General features: G+C 25.7%; 8 protein-coding genes, 1 tRNA gene, 2 rRNA genes and 1 pseudogene. All 12 read left to right on the forward strand.

Annotation, left to right across the window (positions count from 1 at the left end; translation table 11 throughout):
- Positions 1-117 (forward strand): 23S ribosomal RNA (locus ACYUE0_RS09245); the annotation flags it as partial.
- Between the two features lie 106 nt (positions 118-223).
- Positions 224-341, forward strand: a 5S ribosomal RNA gene (gene rrf, locus ACYUE0_RS09250).
- 5 nt (positions 342-346) lie between these two features.
- Positions 347-422 (forward strand) — tRNA-Lys (locus ACYUE0_RS09255).
- A gap of 127 nt (positions 423-549) precedes the next feature.
- Positions 550-981 (forward strand): hypothetical protein, encoded by a 432-nt coding sequence (locus ACYUE0_RS09260; RefSeq protein ID WP_061996877.1) that lies wholly within the window; start codon positions 550-552, stop codon positions 979-981.
- A gap of 22 nt (positions 982-1,003) precedes the next feature.
- The gene (locus ACYUE0_RS09265) at positions 1,004-1,351 is read left to right on the forward strand and encodes a PH domain-containing protein (protein WP_460270307.1); all 348 of its coding nucleotides are present in this window, start codon (positions 1,004-1,006) and stop codon (positions 1,349-1,351) included.
- Positions 1,352-2,191: 840 nt separating this feature from the next.
- On the forward strand, positions 2,192-4,204 hold the full coding sequence (locus ACYUE0_RS09270) for a methyl-accepting chemotaxis protein (protein ID WP_460270308.1): 2,013 nt from the start codon (positions 2,192-2,194) through the stop codon (positions 4,202-4,204).
- A gap of 840 nt (positions 4,205-5,044) precedes the next feature.
- Entirely contained in the window at positions 5,045-7,246 is a 2,202-nt protein-coding gene (locus ACYUE0_RS09275) for a cell wall-binding repeat-containing protein (protein WP_460270309.1), read from the forward strand.
- 214 nt (positions 7,247-7,460) lie between these two features.
- The gene (locus ACYUE0_RS09280; protein ID WP_460270311.1) at positions 7,461-9,665 is read left to right on the forward strand and encodes a cell wall-binding repeat-containing protein; all 2,205 of its coding nucleotides are present in this window, start codon (positions 7,461-7,463) and stop codon (positions 9,663-9,665) included.
- A 543-nt stretch (positions 9,666-10,208) separates the two neighbouring features.
- A complete protein-coding gene (locus tag ACYUE0_RS09285) occupies positions 10,209-11,582 on the forward strand; it encodes a DUF3298 and DUF4163 domain-containing protein (RefSeq protein ID WP_460270312.1) in 1,374 nt (457 codons plus the stop codon).
- 157 nt (positions 11,583-11,739) lie between these two features.
- Positions 11,740-12,168, forward strand: coding sequence for a hypothetical protein (locus tag ACYUE0_RS09290; protein WP_460270314.1), 429 nt, complete (start codon positions 11,740-11,742; stop codon positions 12,166-12,168).
- A 128-nt stretch (positions 12,169-12,296) separates the two neighbouring features.
- Positions 12,297-13,232, forward strand: a pseudogene (locus tag ACYUE0_RS09295) (glycoside hydrolase family 25 protein); the annotation flags it as partial.
- Between the two features lie 1,181 nt (positions 13,233-14,413).
- Positions 14,414-16,213, forward strand: coding sequence for an oligoendopeptidase F (pepF, locus tag ACYUE0_RS09300; RefSeq protein ID WP_460270315.1), 1,800 nt, complete (start codon positions 14,414-14,416; stop codon positions 16,211-16,213).
- The last annotated feature ends 32 nt before the right edge of the window (positions 16,214-16,245 follow it).

The following is a 16,245-nucleotide window of genomic DNA, read 5'->3' on the forward strand; positions in this document are numbered from 1 at the left end:
ATTTCCCATAACGTAAGTTAGTAAGACTCCTGAAAGAACATCAGGTTGATAGGTGAGGGGTGTAAGCATGGTAACATGTTCAGCTGACTCATACTAATAAGTCGAGGGCTTGACCTAATATAATCACTGTGCAATTTTCAGAGAACAATATTAAAATTTTTAATTAAATAATATCCGTTAATGTCAACAGTGGATTTTTAATATTGTTTGATGTATGTATTTATCTGGTAATTATAGTTTTAAGGGTAACACTCCTTTCCATTCCGAACAGGTCGGTTAAGCCTTATAACGCTGAGAGTACTGCACGGGAGACTGTGTGGGAGGGTAGGTTGTTGCCAGGTAACATGGTTCACTAGCTCAGTTGGTAGAGCACATGACTTTTAATCATGGTGTCCGGGGTTCGATTCCCCGGTGAGCCACCAAGTCGTAGTAATTATACTACGGCTTTTTTGATTTTAAAAATAAAAATTTTATAAAATTAAATATATAGAGAATAAATATATTTATTTAGTTTAAAATACATTATAAAAATAGCTTAAGGGTGATAAAATGAGTTATGATAAATTTTTAAGAACAAATGATAGCATAAAGAGTTATAAATACATAAAAAGAAAAATAAATAATATTAATGAAGATTTTATAATTAATGGATTTCAATATTGGTGTGTATTTAGAGAAATAGATGCAATTGCTTGTGCAGTTTACATTTTAGAAGTTTTGGATAATGTGGAAAATTTAAAGGATATCCCATACTTGCAGAAATCATACAACTATTTATATCATATAGTTGATAGAGAGGAAATATTTAATGCAGAAGAAGAAGGGATTTATAACAAAATTTTAGATATAGCTTCTATATTAAAATATGCTGATGTATATGGGAAAAGTGGTTGTGATTTAAATAAAAAAAGCTTACAATATACATTAAAAGGAATAATAGATGAAATAAAATATTTCATAACTAGTTTTAAAAAGAAATAAGATTTATTATAGGGGTGGGAATATGGCATCAAAAGATATTTTAATAAACTTAGCAAAAGATGATTTTGAAAAAGATGAAGAAATAATTTCTATAGTAAGTGGAGCTTTGAAAAAACACATTAATGGGAAAAATACCGTTAGAGCAGGCTTAGTAATTGCAACAAATAAAAAAATTAGATTTATAAGCAAAAGATTTTTAAAAATATACAAGGATATTATTGAATATAATGTTATAGAGGATGTAGAAGTGTCAGAAGAAAAACTAGGTTATAGAATATTTTTAAAGGGCAAAATACAATCCTTTGTGATTGAATTTGGAGAATGTGAAGATATTAATAAATTTATTTCATATATAAATAATAAAAAATAATTGTAATAAAATAGTCTATGAAAACATATATTAGAATCATAATAAAACATCGATGTTATATTATTTTTAGAATAGGTATTAAAAAAGTTTAACTAAGTTCCTATAATTTAATAGGGTTGCATATTTTGCATTTAATTGTCATATAAATATCTAACTTTGTATAAGATATCAAGTTGAATTTTAAAATTGTTTATTCAAAAGCTTGAATAAATTATATTACTGCAATGTGCAGTTTAAAATAGATAGACTTATATTAAAAATAAGTTGAAGATTTAATGAAAGTTAGATGTTTATTAAAGAATGAAATTAATAAATTACAAAACAATTCATATTTAACATTAAGTTAGATTATTATAATTAAAATCTTAAGGTTTATGATGATGTAGAAGACAAGTTTTAATAGTTTTAATTTTAAGCGGATTGGTTAATAGGGATTTATTAATTTATATTAGTTAACTATTAAGCCTATGTAGAGGAGATAGATCTATTTGAAAAAATGGGCAATAGGGGAGTTTCGAAAATAAATAGTGCTCCCTTATTTCAATTTTTATATACTGAAAAATAATATGTAATAAATTTAATATTTTGCATATAAATTATAAGATATGCAACGTATATAAATATGAAAAGTTTTAAAAGCATCAAGATAAAATAGATGCTTTTTATTTTTTAATTTTTTTAATTAAAATTAATTTAAATTTAAAAAAGAATTATTTTATATAAAAATATTATATTTTTATGTAAAATGTGTAAAGTATATATCAAATTTACACGAAATGTAGTATATGCAAGTTATTTCTGTAAAAATTAAATTGTATATATTAAGGAGAAGAATTTTATATGAGATTAAAGAAAATTAGTTTAAAAAGTATAAGAACTAAATTATTAATTATAACTTTAGTTATGGTAGTAGCTATAGGAATATCTTTAGGGTGTTTTTCTTTTTTATCATCAAAAAATACGCTAATATCTAGTACAACTAACCTTATGAAAGAAATGAGCAGAATAGCATCAAGTGATGTAGGTAATCAAGCTCTATCTTTAAGTTCATCACTAGATAGCACTGCTAATAGCGATGCATTAAATAGTAGTTTAAAAATAGATGAAAGATTAAAATTTTTAGATTATATAGCTAAAAAAGAAAATTATTTAAGAATAGGAATTGCAGATAAATCTGGTAATATTATTTATAATGATGGGAAAAAAGAAAATATTAGTAATGAAGAGTTTTTTAAAAGGAGTATAGCAGGAGAAAGAATTTTATCTAAGCCTTATAAAAGTGAGATAAATGGTGGATTAATAGCTTCTATATCAGCACCAAGAAAAGAAAATGATAGAATAGATGAAATTGTAGTTGGTATAAAATCAGCTGCTTATTTAAGTGATATAATAAATGAAATAACATTTTTAAATACCGGTGAGAGTTTTATAATTCATAAAGATGGTACAATAATAGCATCGAAATTTCAAGAAATAGTTGATAGACAAGAAAATTTAATTGTAGATGGAAGTGATGATCCAAATACAAAAGAATTAATAGTATTAGAAAATAAAATGATTCAAAATGAAACCGGTATAGGAGAATATACATATGAAGGTAATAGAAAGTATATGGCTTATTGTCCCATAGAGGGAACAGAATGGTCCTTAGGGGTAGCTATACATAAAGATGATTTATTAGATGGATTAAGCAGTCTTAAAAATACTATAATAGGAATAGTTTTAATGATAATAATTTTATTTTCAATATTTGTAATAATATTTAGCAATAGAATAACAGAAGGACTTATAAAAATAAAAAATCACATGTTAGGACTTTCAAAAGGTGATTTTACTAGAGAAATTGAAAAGAAGTATTTAAATAATAATGATGAAGTTGGAGATATATGTAAAACTATGATATATACTCAAAATTCAATATCATCAATGGTAAAGGAAATAAAAAATTCAGGGGAAGAAATAGACTGTAGTGCATCAAATTTAGCATCTATATCTGAAGAGGTTGCGGCACTAACGACTAACATATCGGAAGCTATAATAGAAGTTACAAGAGGAACAACTAAACAATCTAATGATTTAACAGGTATAGTTAATAAGTTAGAGGATTTTAGTTTAGATATAAATGAAATAACTAAGCATATTAAGAGCATAAATGATATGGCATTAAACATAAAAGAAAGTTCTGGAAAAAGTACAAAGGATATGAATTTTGTTGTTTCATCTATGAAAAATTTTAATGAAGAATTTAAAAATTTTAGTATCAATATATCATCGATGGATAGTGATATAAAAACAGTTAACGAAATTATTGATTTAATAAATAGTATTGCAGAACAAACAAATTTATTAGCATTGAATGCAGCAATTGAAGCAGCTAGAGCTGGTGAATCAGGAAAAGGATTTGCGGTTGTAGCAGATGAAATAAAAAAACTTGCTGAAAAGAGCAAAGAATCTTCTGCAAATATATATAGAATAATAAATAAATTACTATTGAATACTAAAGAAATAGTAAATAAAACTGTAGTAATAAATGGTGATTTGGAAAAACAACAAGATAATGTTGAAATATCAATGGAATCCTTTGAGGAAATTTCAGCATTGGTTGAATATATAGTTCCAAAGATAACTGATATAAACACTTCTTTTGATGGTATAAGTGAAAATAAAAACAATATAATTAATACAATTGAAGAAATATCAGCTATATCACAAGAAATATCAGCTTCTTCAGAGGAGATTTCTGCTTCTGTAGAAGAACTAAATAATTCAAGTACAGAAGTGGCAGGAAGTGCGCAAATGTTAACAACTAAATCATTAGATATGATGGGAGAAGTAAATAAGTTCAAATTCTAATTATTGTATATAGGAAAACAATTTTAGATTTAAAGCTATATACCAAATTTTTGTTATCAGTTAAGAAAAAATAAGTATAACTATAGTTAGTTAAAAGTTAAGAACTATTAACTAAGCTGTTTAATCTTAAATTTTCTCATTTGATAAATGCATGAGTTAAGAATATTGTATAGGGTTCCAAGTTGACTCATAAAGTTATCCATTTCAAGATTTGGATACCCTAAATAGTGAGACATGCTCTGAATTACTTGGAACTCAACACTATATTTTGTATAAAAATATTTTAAAGTTATTGAATAAATTTAAATTTGAGCTTGTTTCCCTATATCAGTCTCAAAATAAAAGTATGATTTTATTTTGAGACTGTCTTTTAATTTATAAAGAAAAGTAGAAATAAATATATTAGAAATATAATTGAAGCAGATATTATAGTAGTTTTTATTGGTAAAGAATTGAGTTTTTTATCTAATCCATTTGTATTATGCTTATTTTTTTCTTCCTGATATCTTGTATAATTATTGGGGTCAAGATTTGGCATGAAATCACCTCTATATATTATGATATATATATAATATGAAATCATATGAATATAATCAACTAATTATTTTAACATTCTAACAATTGTTCATATCTAAAATAATGTTTTAATATATAGATAATATATCATATTTAATCAATAATAGAAAAAATATGTAAAATAATTTGGATTTTTTACGATATATGTTATATAATTAATTTAATTTGAAAATACTTATGAAAATTATTTTATTTTTAAAATGATAATGAGTTTAATTTTCAATTTTTTTATTTAACTATTAAAATTAAAAGGAGGAGATATATGTGGAGAATAAAAAACTTTTAAAATATTTAAAAGTAAAAAGATTTTCATCATTAATACTTGTATTAACATTTATTGTTGCAGCTATTATTCCATCTATGGCTTTAGCAATAGATGATAATTCTTATGATTTTGAAAAAGAAATTAGCAAGTATAGTGAAAATTATAAGGTTAGTACAGAACCATTAGGCTTAGAGGTTGGAGAAAGTACAAGCCTTATGAAATATGTTGTATCATTAGGTGGAGATGAGAATAGTGAATTTATTTGGTTAAGTTCAGATAGTGATATGGCAGTTGTAGATGCTGTGGGAAATGTTACAGCAAAACAAAATGGTACAGTGAAAATTTATGGAGTGTCAGAGGGGATTAATTTTGTTTTTACTATAATAATAAAAGACTATAGCAAAAACAATGTAATTACTAATTTCCCAAAACTAAATGACAATCCAAAGTTGCGAGCTGCAAGTGGTAAGTTAAAAGTTTTTGTAGATCCAGGACATGGAGGAGTAGATCCTGGTGCAACAGGACCGACTGGCTATCAAGAAAAACAAATGGCTTTAGATGTTGGATTAAGATTAAAGTCAAAATTAGAAGCTGAAGGTATAATTGTACAAATGAGTAGAACTACTGATGTTGCTTTAGGTGCAAATGAAACAGAAGATTTAATGGCAAGAGCTAATATGGGAAATTCATTTGGTGCAGACATATTTGTTTCAATACATAATAACTCAGCAACTCCTGCAGCATTAGGAACAGAGACTTTTATACATGATAGTTTTGGACCTGGAATTGATGAAGCAAGAGATTTAGCAACAAAAGTTCAAAAGAATTTAATAAGTAAACTTAATTCTGTAGATAGAGGAGTTAAAACTGCAGATTTTGCTGTTTTAAGAGAAACATCTATGCCTGCTATTTTAGCAGAATTAGATTTTATAAGTAATCCTACAATTGAAGCTAAAATGAAAACTCCTGAATACAGAGAAATGTGCGCACAGGCGTTATATGATGGTATAATTAATTATTTTGATTTAACTCCTGGAAATCCAATACCAGTTCAAGGTATAAATTTAAGTGATAATGATATATATTTAACTGAAGGTTATACTAAAATAGTAACTGCTAATGTTCAGCCTGCTAATGCAAGTAATAAGAATGTTGCATGGACAAGCAGTGATAATAATATAGCAACTGTTGATAGTAATGGAAAGGTTAAGGCTATAGCAGAAGGCGAAGCAGTAATAACAGCTACAACAGAAAATGGTGGATTTAAAGCTTCTACAAATGTAAAAGTAGTTAAAGAAATAAATGGACAGAGATTATTTGGTAGTGATAGATATGAAACATCTTTTGAAATTTCTAAACAAGGATGGAAAGATGGACAAGGAGCTAATGTTGTTTTAGCAAGTGGAGAAGATTACCCAGATGCACTTTGTGCAGTACCTCTTGCAAGAAAATATTCAGCACCTATATTATTAACAAGAAAAAATAGCGTTGAACAAGGACTTAAAGATGAACTTACAAGATTAGATACTAAAAAAGTATTTATAATTGGAGGGGAAACTGTAATATCTAAAAGCGTCGAGCAGAGCATAAAAGATATGGGTATAGATGTGGAAAGATTAGGTGGAGATACTAGATATGAAACATCTGTTTTAGTAGGTAATAAAATAGATAGTAATGGAGAGGTAACAATAGCTAATGGTCTAAATTACCCAGATGCATTGTCAGTAGCGGCAATAGCAGCAAATAAAAATATGCCTATATTATTAACAGATAAGTCTTCAATAAATGATAGTGTAAAATCTTTTATAAAAAATAAAGGATTTACTAAATCATATGTAGTTGGAGGAACTACTGTTATTTCAGATGAACTTATAAAACAATTACCAAATGCAACAAGAATTAGTGGAAATGATAGATATGAAACTAATAAAAATGTAATTTCAACATTTTCAAATAGTATAGATTTCTCAAAAGTGTATATTGCAGTTGGAAATAATTATCCAGATGCATTATCAGTAGCGCCGTTAGCTGCTAAAGAAGGAAATATAGTTATATTAGGTGATACAAGTAATACAACAAATAACACAATTATAAATGCTTTGGGAAGTAATTATAATAAAGTAAATAATGCTTATATATTAGGTTCTTCATCTATGATTTCTGATGGTTATCTAAATAATAATGGAATAGCTGTTAAATAATTTAATTTAAAGTTATTTTCATATAAAAAGGTATATCCTATAAGTTTAAAGGGTATGCCTTTTTATTTATTTAAATTAGGATAAAACACTATATTTTGTAATAAAATGGTTTAAAATAAAGGGTTTTACAAAAAGATGACGAATACAAATATTATTATCCATTATTATTATCCATTTTAAAATTTAAGGGTATTTAATTAAAGGGGGGGATAATTTGAAGATTAGAGAAAAATTAAACTATAAAAAGTTAAAAAAAGCTTCAGTATTATCAGTAGTTTTAACTTTAATAATTGGTTCTATATTTTCAACAGTAGCAATTGCAAAAGAGAATCATTGTTATGAATTTGAAACTGAAATCAGCAAATATAATGATAATTATGAGGTAACAACAGAGCCGTTAGGATTGGAAATTGGGGAAACTATAAGCCTTAGAGATCATGTTATATCATTAGGTGGAGATGAAAAAGATGAATTTATTTGGTTAAGTTCAGATAGTGATATGGTAGTTGTAGATGCTGTTGGAAATGTTACAGCAAAACAAAATGGTACGGCAAAGATTTATTGCATAGTAGGAGATGCTAAGGTTGTTTTTACCATAATAATAAAGGATTATAATAAAAATAATTTAATTACTAATTTTCCGAGGTTAAATGATAATCCAAAACTGAGAGCTGCAAGTGGTAAGTTAAAAGTTTTTGTAGATCCAGGACATGGTGGAACAGATTCAGGAGCAATAGGACCAACTGGATATAATGAAAAAGAAATGACTTTAGATGTCGGATTAAGGCTAAGATCAAAATTAGAAGCTAAAGGCATAATTGTAGAAATGAGTAGAACAACTGATGTTGAGTTAGGACCAACTGAAAGAGAAGATTTAATGGCAAGAGCTAATATGGGAAATAAGTTTGGTGGGGATATATTTGTTTCAATACATAATAATTCTTCAATAACTTCAAATGTAAAGGGAACTGAGACTTATATACATGATAGTTTTGGACCGGGAATTGATGAGGCAAGAGATTTAGCAACAAAAGTTCAAAATAGTTTAGTAAATAATCTTGGTTCTGTAGATAGAGGAGTTAAAACTTTTAATTACTGTGTACTAAGAGAAACTTATATGCCTGCAATTTTAGCAGAGTTAGATTTTATAAATAATCCTACAATTGAAGTTAAAATGAAAACTCCTGAATATAGAGAAATATGTGCACAAGCTTTATATGATAGTATAATTAATTACTTTAATTTAACTCCTGGAAATTCAGTGCCAACTGAAGGCATAACTTTAAGTGATAAAGATTTATATTTAATTGAAGGTTATAATAAAAAAATAACTGCAAATGTTCAACCTGCAAATGCAAGTGATAAGAACGTTACGTGGACAAGTAGCGATATTAATATAGCTACTGTTGATAGTAATGGAAATGTTAAGGCTATATCAGAAGGTGAAGCAGTAATAACAGCTACAACAGAAAGCGGTGGATTTAAAGCTTATTCAAATGTAAAAGTAATTAAAGGAATAAATGGACATAGATTATTTGGTAGTGATAGATATGCAACATCCTATGAAGTTTCCAAACAAGGATGGAAAGATGGACAGGGAGCTAATGTTGTGCTAGCAAGTGGCGAAGATTATCCAGATGCACTTTGTGCAGTACCTCTTGCAAAACAATGCTCAGCACCTATATTATTAACAAGAAAAAATAGCTTTGAACAAGGACTTAAAGACGAACTTACAAGATTAGATACTAAAAAAGTATTTATAATTGGAGGGGAAACTGTAATATCTAAAGACGTTGAGCAAAGCATAAAATCTATGGGGATAGATATAGAAAGATTAGGTGGAGTTACTAGATATGAAACATCTGTTCTAGTAGGTAATAAAATAGATAACAATGGTGCTGTAACAGTAGCTAATGGATTAAATTATCCAGATGCATTATCAATAGCATCAATAGCGGCTACTAATAATATGCCTATAATATTAACAGAAAAATCTTCACTAAACAGTAATGTAAAATCTTTTATAGAGAATAAAAAATTTACTAAATCATATGTAGTTGGAGGAACTACTGTTATTTCAGATGAACTTGTAAAGCAATTACCAAATGCAACAAGAATTAATGGAAATAATAGATATGAAACTAATAAAAATGTAATTTCAACATTTTCAAATAGTATAGATTTCTCAAAAGTATATGTTGCAGTTGGAAATAATTATCCAGATGCATTATCAGTAGCACCGTTAGCAGCTAAAGAAGGAAATATAATTATATTAGGTGATACAAGTAATACAACAAATTATACAATTATAGATGCTATAGGAAATAATTATGAAAAAATAAATGATACTTATATATTAGGATCTTCAACAATAATTTCTGATGACTATTTAAATAATAATGGAATAGTTGTAAAATAATTAAAATTAAAATTATTTTATATAAAAAGCATATTTTATAATCCTTTAGGATTAGAGAATATGCTTTTTATATTTAAAAATATAAGGAAACAAGCTCCAATTTAAATTTATTTAATAACTTTAAAATATTTTCATACAATATGCAGTGTTGAATTCTAAGTGATTCGGAGCATGTTTCACTATTTTAGGTATTCAAGTTTTGGAATGGATAATTTTAAGAGTCAACTTGGAACCCTATATTAAGTTTAAAATAAAACTTAAATAAAGTTTAAAAAAATTTGAAAATATATTTGATATTTTAATTTAAAATTTAAAAATGTAATTTAAATTTAACTAATTATTTATAAAATACTATAAATTTCATTTAATTAATTATAAAGCTTTAGAGTATTGAAAGTATTATTGGAAATAATAGAATTAAGGATTTATAAAAAATTAAAAATTAATTATAAAAATTTAACTTTTATTATGTTGAAAATTGTAAAAATAGCAACATAAATAGATTAACGTCAAGTTACACTGAATATATTAAGGGGTGATTCTATGAAAAGCATAACAATAGGAATTATAATATGTATTTTATTAAATTTTAATGCAACAGCTTTGTCTTCAAATAAACCTTCAAATGTGGAAGTTAACCCTCCTAGACTAGTAAATGCAAATAAATATAATAGCATCGTAGAAAGTGAAGATATAAAATATAGTAATGAATTTATTGATGTAAATATAAAATTACCAAAAATAACAACTAATAATAAAATTACTGACAAGATTATGAATAATATGATTTCTAAGGATATATTGGCATTAAAAGATGAAATAGAGAAAGATGGAGAAAAGACTTATAAGGAGTTCCCTGGGAATGGAGATTTTAGGAAGTATTCTTTTGATTCAGAATTTGAGGTAACTTATGATAAAAATAATATATTAAGCATCGTAAATACAATATATTATTATACTGGTGGAGCACATGGTATGACAATAAAAAAACCATATGTTTTTGATACAAACACAGGCAAAATAGCTTATCTGAAAAATTTCTTTGATAAAAAAGAAGATTATAAAAAGATAATACTTGATGAAATAAAAAAGGAAATAAATACTCATCCAGAAATGTATTATGATAATATAATATCATCTTTAAATGGTATACCCATTGATCAAAATTTTTATTTAACAAGCGAGGGAATAGTTGTATTTTATGATTTATACGATATAGCTCCATATGTAGCAGGGATAAGAGACTTTAAAATACCATACAATATATTTAAATATGGATTAAAATCAGATTTTAGTGTAAAGACCGATAATATAATGATAAAAAAAGATAAAATTATAAAAGACAATGTGAACTATAATGAATATATATATTATCCAGAAATAATAAATCTACCGAATCCTATAATTGAGAAAAAAATTAATACTATAATAGAAAGAGATATAGATGATTTTAAAAATGAAGCTATTAAATTAGGTGGAAAAGGTAAAAAGATAGGTCTATCTGTATCTAGTATAGATTATTTTTTAAATGACAATATTATAAGTTTAGATATAACTTATTCAGCAAATGATGGAACAACACTTAATAGTATACTTTATGATAGAGGATATAATTTTGATTTGAACTCTGGACAAAATTATAACTTAGAAAGTGTTTTTAAGAAAAATTTTAATTATGTAGAAGAAATAAATTCAATTATAGATTCACAAATTAAAAATATAAAATCTACATCAGATTACAAATATGATTATAAATTTACAACTATAAATAAAAATCAACAGTATTTTATTTATAGAGGAAATTTAGTTATAATGTTTAATGCTGGCGATATATTAGATAAAGATTTTGGAAATGTAAAATTTTATATTCCTTTAAATAAATTTGGTGATAATGTTAATGAAATTTTTAAAGGCTAAATAAAAAGTGAATTCAAAAGAATTCACTTTTTATATTTGTAAAATATATAATTTTAATAAATAAATATATATTTTATTACCAAAAAAAGTAATTTATGATATAATAATGAAAAAGTTTAATGTATTTAAAATAAATTAAAATTGAGGGGATGAACAAATGTACAAATTTTATAATTCTATACTTATAAATAAAAGTATTGATGAAGTTTTCAATATTTTTTCAAATTTAAAGTTTTTAAGTGTAATTTGGGATTATATTTTAGATGAAAGAAAAGATTATACAAATCTTAAAGAAGGATTAAAAGTTAAATTTGCATTATTAAATAATAAAAATAAAATAGATTTAGAATTAATGGTTATGGATATTGAGAAAAATCAATATTTCTCAATATTAAATAAAAAAAATGGAGCAAAAGTAAGCTATAGATATAATTTCATAGAAAAGGAAAATGCTACTGAGATAAAATACGTTGAAAATGTTCATTTAGAAAGTTTTCATGAAGAATTAGCAGAGCAAATATTTGAAATTATAAAAGACGAAGATTATAATCATTTATTAAAAGTAAAAGCATATTTAGAAGCATAAATTTATATGAAAACGTAGATTGAAATTTTATTTTATAAATTAATTAGGCTTTTATTTTAACTCATATGTAACAAAATATACCATATAATAATATTATATAAGAGAATTACTATTTTATGGAGGAATTTATGCAAAATAAAAGTCCAGAAAATATAATAGGTCCAGATATAAATGAATATAGAGGCAATATTGATTATAAACTTTTAGCAACACAAACACCGTATGTATATGCTAGGGCCTCCGGTTCTGGTACAGGTAGATTTAGAGTTGATAAAAAGTTTATAGAGTATGTTAATGGGCTTAAATCTGTTGGGATTTTAAGTGGAGGGTACCATTATGCTGTACCATCCTATGATTTAACTACTGCAGATTCTCAATGTGATGACTTCATTAAATTACTACAACAAGCTTATGGTGATGGAAAATACGGAGAATTATTTCCTGTAATTGATATTGAAACACCAATAGATAAATCTATATCTACAGATGCTCTGTTAGACTGGGTAGATAGATTCAGAAAGCGTTTTGAAAAGAAGACTAGAAGGGTGCTTATGTTATATACTGGAGCTTTTTTTATAGATCTTTATAATAATTTCAATCATTCTAAAAAAGGCTATATATTAGCAGATATGCCCCTTTGGATAGCTATGTATCCAGAAATACCTGGTAATCCATTATATCCTAAAGATCAAGGTGGATGGACTAGATGGACAATATGGCAATTCACAGAAAATGGAAACATGAAAGGTATAAACCCACCAGTAGATTTAAACTATGGACCTAAACATTTAGATTATTTAACTCAACCTAGGGTTGTAAAGAATTTAAAAGCATATGCCGGAAAAAATAATATATATGTTACATGGAGTAGAAATACAGATAAAGATTTAAATGGTTATAATTTATTTTTAAATTCTGAATATGTGGCTACAGTTGGGAGAGATTCTGTAGAATTTAATATAAAATTAGATAAACCATTTAATCCAAATGCTAAATATGAAGTTTCTATAGAAGCATTTGATTTAGGTGGAGATTTTTCACCAAGTAGAGCTAAAGTTATAGTATCAAATACAAGGGAAGATTTAGAGAATTTAAATAGCTTCAATCATAACATATTACAAAATAAAGATTATAGTATAGGAAAATATAGCAGTAGTCAAAAACCAGGATACTTTAGTCCTAGGATAAAGGAAAATACTATGGTGTATTATGATGAAGATGATGATTTATATTATTATCCAGTAAAAATAAGTCATCCATATGAATATGAAAGTACAATGAGCCGTGGTGACGAGGATGAGGTGCTTTTTAAATATAATTTGGATGAAAATAACATGGTAGATGATTTAAATATAGAAAAAAGTAATATGAATGATTCAAGTGAGTATGAAAATTATGATAATTCAGCACCAGATTATAGTCAAATACAACGAAATTTAGACAATGAATATAGTTATAAAAATCATATTTATAATGAAGATATTGAAGATAAGCATAATCTTAGTGAATATTGTCCTGAGAAAGACCTGAGCAATTTAACTACAGATTATAATAAATTACAATGGGAACTAGATGAAGAATATGCAAATAAATATGATTACAAGGATGATAAAGAATTTTATAGTAATTATAAAGAAAATTATAAATTTGACGGACACTATGATGATAAAGAATATAGAAATTTAGATTCTAAATCAGATTATAATAAGGTTCATCAAGAATTAGATAAAGAGTATGCAAAAGAATGCAGTTATAAAATTAAAAATGAATGTGATGATCTGCCAAGAAGAAAAAATGTCTATGAAGAATATGACGATTTATATGATTATAAATGGTTAAGTAATAAAGAGAAGAATAGACCTATGAAGAAGAATATTAATGAAGTTGAGGATTCACAATATAAATATTGGTATGAAGACACTAGTAGTGATAAGAGCAGAGTAAAAACTAAAAGCAAGAATAAGAGCAAAGACAAACATAATAAAAAGAAGCATAAAAACCACAGATAAATATAGAAAATTAATATGTTAAATATTATAATAGAAAAGGTAGCTCTAATAAATTATTATTAGGACTACTTTTTTTAGTGATTAAAAAACTTTTATCATAAAAGAAATATACTATTTTTATTATGAAGGATTCTAAATGTTTATATAGAATAAAGATTTATATAAAACATATAAATATCTAAAGAATTACACAATATATGTGTAGATATATTAAAATATAAAAGTGGAGGGGAAATATGGATAATATAAATAAAGTGAAAACAAGAGAAGAAATACCTGAAAAATATAAGTGGAATGTATCAAAAATGTATGCAAATGATGAATTGTGGGAAATGGATTTTAAAAAAGCAAAGGAAATTTGTCCTAAACTTCTGAATTATAAAGGGAAATTGAAAAATAGTAAAGAATTGCTAAATTATTTAAACAGCTATATGGATGCATCAATGCTTATGGAAAATTTATATGTATATGCTCATTTAAGAAATGATGAAAATCAAGCAAATCCTAAATATCAAGTTATATTAGATAAGATAAAAACATATTATTCTGAGTTTGCTAGTATGAATTCGTTTTTTATACCAGAAATATTAAGTTTTTCAGAAGATGAAATAAATGAAATTATATCAGATGAAAGTGGATTGAAATTATATGAAAAGTATCTAAAGGATATATTAGAAGAAAAGCCACATGTTTTAAGTGAAGAGGAAGAGAGGATACTAGCTTCTGTAAGCAACTGTTTAGATGCGCCGTATAATACATTTAGTATGCTAAGTAATGCAGATATGACTTTCCCTAAGATAATAGACGAAGATGATAAAGAAGTAGAGCTTACAGAAGGCAATTATTCAGTATTTATAAGAAGTAAAAATAGAAAAGTTAGAGAGAGTGCATTTAAAGTATTGTTTCGAACTTATGGAAAGTTTAAAAATACATTTGCATCTACTTATACAGCAGCACATAAGAATTTTATATTTAATTCGAAGACAAGAAAATATAATTCTTCATTAGAAAGTTCTTTAAAGCCAAATAAAATTCCATTAGAAGTATATCATAATGTAGTTAATACAGTAAATGAAAATTTACCATCACTGCATAGATACGTTAACATAAAGAAAAGATTATTAAAATTAGATGATATTCATATGTATGATTTATATGTTCCTAATATAGAAGCACCTAAATTTGATATACCATATGAAAGTGCAATAGATCTATGCTTAAAAGCATTAAAACCATTAGGAGATGAGTATTTAGAAATATTTAAGAGTGGTATAAATGATGGATGGGTAGATGTTTATGAAAACAAAGGGAAAAGAGGAGGAGCATACTCAAGTGGAAGTTATACAAGTATGCCTTATGTACTTTTAAATTATACCAATCAAGTTAATGATGCATCAACACTTGCACATGAGATGGGGCACTCAATTCATTCTTACTATTCAAGAAAAAATCAACCATATATATATGCCGACTATGTTTTATTTTGTGCAGAGGTAGCGTCTATAACTAATGAATGTTTATTTATGGATTATTTAATGAAAAATGAAACTGATAAAAATAAACGTTTATATTTAATGAATGAACAATTAGAAAGCATAAGAACTACAGTGTTTAGACAAACAATGTTTGCAGAATTTGAACTTACAACTCATGAAAAGATGGAAAATGGTGAAAGTTTATCTACAGAGGATTTATGTGGAATTTATCATAATTTAAATAAAAAGTATTTTGGAAAAGATATGATTATTGATGAAGAAATAGACATGGAATGGGCTAGAATTCCTCATTTCTATAGTGATTTTTATGTATATCAATATGTTACAGGTTTTGCAGCAGCTAATTCATTTTATAATATAATATTAAATGGAGAAAATAATGATATAGAAAAGTATAAGAATTTCTTGAAATCAGGTTGCAGTGATTATCCTATAAATATACTGAAAAAAGCAGGTGTTGATATGACAACACCAAAACCATTACAGGATACTATAGATAGATTTAATGAATTACTAGATATGTTAGAAAAAGAGATTTAACAAAAATTAATCCATTAGGTATTTTCCTAATG

It is taken from the genome of Clostridium sp. CTA-19 (genome assembly GCF_054767855.1).

Bases quoted from the DNA above. Each gene is read 5' to 3' on its own strand.
- ACYUE0_RS09270 (WP_460270308.1), top strand. From the start codon at position 2,192: ATGAGATTAAAGAAAATTAGTTTAAAAAGTATAAGAACTAAATTATTA.
- ACYUE0_RS09265 (WP_460270307.1), top strand. From the start codon at position 1,004: ATGGCATCAAAAGATATTTTAATAAACTTAGCAAAAGATGATTTTGAA.
- ACYUE0_RS09285 (WP_460270312.1), top strand. From the start codon at position 10,209: ATGAAAAGCATAACAATAGGAATTATAATATGTATTTTATTAAATTTT.
- ACYUE0_RS09290 (WP_460270314.1), top strand. From the start codon at position 11,740: ATGTACAAATTTTATAATTCTATACTTATAAATAAAAGTATTGATGAA.
- pepF (WP_460270315.1), top strand. From the start codon at position 14,414: ATGGATAATATAAATAAAGTGAAAACAAGAGAAGAAATACCTGAAAAA.
- ACYUE0_RS09260 (WP_061996877.1), top strand. From the start codon at position 550: ATGAGTTATGATAAATTTTTAAGAACAAATGATAGCATAAAGAGTTAT.